This window comes from Butyrivibrio sp. (assembly GCF_024699075.1).
This window is the reverse complement of record NZ_JAILQF010000305.1, coordinates 1-5,060: the sequence shown is the minus strand read 5'-3', so window position 1 is coordinate 5,060 and position 5,060 is coordinate 1. Positions and strand designations below refer to the sequence as shown.

The following is a 5,060-nucleotide window of genomic DNA, read 5'->3' as shown; positions in this document are numbered from 1 at the left end:
CCTGACAGGCGTCTTCATGGCAATAAAGGCCAGGGTCTTGCAACCTACAAAGAGCTTGTTCAGAATATGTCCACTAAGACAAGGCCGGAAGGTGGAGCACTTCCGCTTATCCTTGATAAGTGGATTCAAAACGTCCAGTCTCAGGTTGTTGCAGATGGTATAATGCCGGATTCAGATTCTTTTGCCAAAGAGGTTGAGCAAAAAATCTTTGCGGTAATATCCTCAATGAACGAACTGGTTCACGGTTTCGACTTTGCAAAGCTTCTTACAATGTACTATCAGTCCTACAAAAGTGGTGATGAAGATACTAAGGCAAGGGTCCTTAAATGGCTAAGAGGAGAGTACATCAATAAGACTGAAGCCAGATCAGAGCTTGGAGTTAATATCGTGATCACAGATGATGACTGGTATGAATATATGAAGCTCTTTGCAAGATTTTTAAAGCAGGCTGGCTATACCGGAATGATGATCATGATAGATGAGCTTGTTAATATCTATAAGATCCCGAATTCTATTACAAGGCAGTATAACTATGAGAAGATGCTGACCATGTACAATGATACTCTCCAGGGCAAGGCCAAATATCTTGGCTTTATCATGTGCGGAACACCTCAGTCCATAGAAGATCCAAGAAGAGGTGTCTACAGCTACGAAGCTCTTCGTTCAAGACTTTCAGATGGCAAGTTCTCCAAAGAAGGCGCAAGAGACATGCTGGCTCCTGTTATAAGACTTGAACCCTTAACAGCAGAAGAGATGCTGGTTCTGTGCGGCAAGCTCTGCGAGATACATTCTCAGCTTTATAACTATAAAGCAGGTCTTTCTGATAAGGACCTTGCTGTTTTTATCAAAATAGAATATGGAAGAATCGGGGCTGATTCTCATATAACACCAAGAGAAGTTATAAGAGACTTTATAGAGCTTTTAGATATCCTCTACCAAAGGCCTGATATAAGCGTAGAAAGTCTTCTTCTATCAGATGAGTTCAGCTATGCCAAAGATGAACTTGCCCAGCAGGAAGAGGAAGTTACATCAGGCATCAGAATAGATGGAGATAAGCCATCTACAGATGACCAGGGATACGCAGAATTCAGGCTTTAATATGATATAGACTGACTATTGTCAGTAATAACTAATAATGATCATGGTTTGCGCCGCGAGCTCCGCAGATCCTGTCCTTTACAAATCAGTTTCACTCGCGATATGAGGGCGTATTATGAAAAAGAATTTACAAAAAGTAGGAGTAGTATTACTTTCAACTTCGCTCATGATGCAATCAGCAGGCTGTGCAGATCTTAACCTGAACAAGGCTGATTCTGACATTGCAAGCAGCGAAGGATCATCGAAGGCGCAGGAAGAGGTAGACAGTGCACAGGCTTCTACCAAGGAAAGCACAACAGATGCATCTTCTTCATCTGACACGGAAGGTGAACATATAGAATATTTATCTCTTGAAAGGACAAATATGCTAAGCGGTCTTTTTTCCAGTGAGACTGTTTCGTATACAGCCAAGTCAGATGGTCTTGTACCAGAGAGCGATCTGTCCAACGTAACCAATATAGAAGATTACAGTTATTATAGCGAAGACTTTTTAAAGGCGCTTGCAACAGATGGCTTTGTAATCGATACCTATAATTCAGGTTATGAGTTTTTTGATGCATATGAGATGAACCGCTATCTTCAAAAGTGTAACTTTGTAACGGTTGATTCCATGATGCATACATATCATCTTTATTTCACATACCTTCTTAAAAAGACAGAAAAGGAATATCTGTCTGATGAACTGCTTGAAACAGGCAAGGAGATGCTAGATATTTCCAAAGAGCAGTATGAAGCCCTGAAGGGAACTACATGGGAGGATGCTGCGCTTAAAAATGTTGCCTATTTTGCAGTTGGAGCTAGTCTCTTAGATGAAACTACCGAAGTTCCGGATTACGTCTTAGATAATGTAAAGAGCGAGCTTTCCCTTATAAATAATGCAGCAGGAATCACAACATCTCCTATATTTGGTTTTGATGAAGATTACAGCCAGTACAAACCCAGAGGCTACTACGATCAGGACGAAGCTTTAAAACCATATTTCAGAGCTATGATGTGGTACGGAAGGATCAACTTCAAAGCAAATGACGATGAACTATTAAAGTCATCTGTACTTATGACAGTTGCAATGCACGAGGGACCTATCGATAGATGGGAAAAGATATATACGGTAACAGCCTTTTTTGCAGGAGAATCAGATGACCTGTCATATTACGAATATCAGCCTAATATTGAAACCAGCTTTAGTGATGCAACAGATGTTACAGCTATAGCTTCTGACAGTGATGGATTTAACACCTTCAAATACCTTGTTGATGCAATGGAAGGACCTTCGATCAATTCAACAATAACAGAAGATGACGGCGGAGCAACTGATCACGTAGCAGAAAATAAGGGATTCAGATTTATAGGACAGAGATTCTCACTTGATGCAGCAATCTTCCAAAATCTTATCTATTCTAAGACAGGTGAGAATTCCAGTGGACAGACAAGAAATCTTCCTGATGCTCTTGATATACCTGCAGCACTTGGTTCTGAAAAAGCAATGGAACTTTTAGAAGAGCAGGGTGATACAGATTATGAAGGCTATACTGAAAATATGGAAAAGCTACAAGGAGTAATATCAGAAAAAGATGATGCATTCTGGGAAGTAAGTCTTTCATCAGCATGGCTTAAAACTCTTACGCCTCTTCTTTCAGAAAAGACTGCTGATCATCCTTTCTTCATGCAGTCAGATAAGTGGGCAGTCAAGGATATTGAAGGCTTCCTTGCAAGCTGGACAGAGCTTAAGCATGATACAGTCCTTTATGCCAAGCAGCCTGTTGCAGAGATGGGCGGAGATGATATAGTAAAGGACGACAGAGGATATGTAGAGCCTGAACCAGAGGTTTATACAGGCCTTAAGAATCTCATCAATAAGACCTCTGAAGGCCTTGACGCATATGGATATATCTCTGATGAAGAAAAAGAAAATCTTGCCCTTCTTTCAGATCTTGCAGATAAGCTCTCTACTATATCTGTTAAAGAGCTTACAGGAGAAAGCCTTACAGACGAAGAATTCGAGCTTATACGAAGCTATGGCGGATCACTTGAACACTTCTGGCATGATGCTGTAGCCACATCAGATAATGACAGCCCGACTGCTGACCAATTCCCATCAGCACTTGTAATAGATGTTGCAACTGATCCAAATGGACAGTATCTTGAATGCGCAACAGGAGGTACAGCAACTATCTATGTGGTAGCTCCTGTCGACGGCCAGCTTCGTATCTGTCAGGGTGAAGTCTTCGCATTCTATGAATTTGCATATAATGAAAGACTAACGGATGAAGAGTGGAGACTTGGAATGGGATTTGCTCATGAATACGATCCTGAAACCTATGAATATGTAGAGCATGAGCCTCTTGGAATCGAAAGACCATGGTGGGCCGAACAGATCAGAACAACTACGTGGTAAAAAGTTTTTAAGTAATAATGTAAAATAGTTTTAGATAAAAAGGCGTCTGTGTCAAACATACAGGCGCCTTTGTAAAATACTTATTAATTATCAAATTTAGGAATGTGTTTATGAAAAAGGGCGCTTTTTTAATAAAAATAATTTCGATATTTTTTATAATAGTAGCTTTATTATCTGTTATATTTATAATCCAAAACCAAAAGCTTAATATCCCTGATAATATCGTTTTTAATACTAAGAATGCATCTGTTTTCGATATGAATGCCAGCCTAAGTGATGGTCATTTTAAGATATCTGATGAAAGCGGATCAGCAGTATGGGAGAGTGATTCCAAATGGAAGGTTCAGGACTTTATAGTCTGCGATATTGATAATGACAGTCAGGACGAGATTCTCCTTCTAACATGGAAGAAGGGCAGCTTTGGAAAGCACCTTCCATTTTGGGTAGAAAGTAATGATACCGATACAGGCCAGCATATCTATATTTATGAAAAAAGGGAAGAAGGCGCTGATAAAGACGGCTTTTTAAGAGCATCCTGGATGTCATCTGCTCTTAGTAATACGATCATTTCCTTTAGCTTTGATCCATCTACAAGGCTTCGCGTTACCTATGAAGACGGAACAGTTCAGTATTTTAACTGGAATAGTTGGGGATTAAAAACATATGAGATTCCTTCAAGTAAAGTAACCTTCACTGCTGTGGGAGACACCATAGCCCACAGGCAGATATATAACTATGCCCTCGATCACGAAAACGGAACCTACGACTTTCTATATGCAAATGTAAGTAATAAGATCACTGAGTCAGACCTTTCAGCAGTAGTGCAGGAGACACCTTTTGCAGATGATACCACCATGTCCTTAGAAGATATATCTGACAAAAGAGACATGGTCTACAGCGAGTACCCCGTATTTGCATCCCCCACAGGCCTTGCCAGAGCCCAGGAAGCCGCAGGCTTTGACATTATCGCATGTGCAACCAATCACATGCTTGATCAGGGAATAGAAGGGATAGACAGGACCTATAAGGCATATAGCGATGATACTAGCGTAATAGGAATTCTTCCCTCAGATAAAAAAGATGATGCTCCTTACACCATAATAGATAAAAACGGCATAAGCATAGCCCTATTTGACTATACCTACGGAACCAACAATATCCCTGTTCCTACAGGCTATAGTAATTGTATTAATATCCTGTCAGATGAAGAGAAGATAAAAGCTGAACTTAAAGAAGCCAGATTGAAGGCAGATGCCTTGATCGTATTCGTACACTGGGGAGAAGAGTACAAAAGCGATATAACCGATTATCAGAAGAAGTGGACTGATATCTTCTATGAAAGCGGAGTTAATGTAGTAATAGGCTCTCACCCGCATGTACTTGCGCCATACGAACTGATACAACGAGAAGGCGGGCAGCAGATGCTGGTATATTATAGTCTTGGTAACTTCGTATCAGGCCAGAACGAAATAGAACGTATTCTTGGCGGCATGGCAACCTTCACGTTAAGCAAAACAGTCACACAGGATGGCATGACCATAACCCTTACAGATTATGAACTTGAACC

General features: G+C 40.6%; 3 protein-coding genes. All 3 read left to right on the top strand.

Annotated features, from left to right (window positions below; all coding sequences use genetic code 11):
• Positions 1 to 1,098, top strand: a 1,098-nt coding sequence (locus K6G87_RS12210; protein ID WP_296837625.1) for an ATP-binding protein, incomplete at its 5' end; no start/stop codon positions are given.
• Positions 1,099 to 1,213: 115 nt separating this feature from the next.
• Positions 1,214 to 3,493, top strand: coding sequence for a DUF3160 domain-containing protein (locus K6G87_RS12205; RefSeq protein ID WP_296837622.1), 2,280 nt, complete (start codon positions 1,214 to 1,216; stop codon positions 3,491 to 3,493).
• 257 nt (positions 3,494 to 3,750) lie between these two features.
• Positions 3,751 to 5,060 (top strand): CapA family protein (locus K6G87_RS12200; RefSeq protein ID WP_296837619.1); only part of this gene is annotated, 1,310 nt, incomplete at its 3' end.

Bases quoted from the DNA above. Each gene is read 5' to 3' on its own strand.
- K6G87_RS12205 (WP_296837622.1), top strand. From the start codon at position 1,214: ATGAAAAAGAATTTACAAAAAGTAGGAGTAGTATTACTTTCAACTTCG.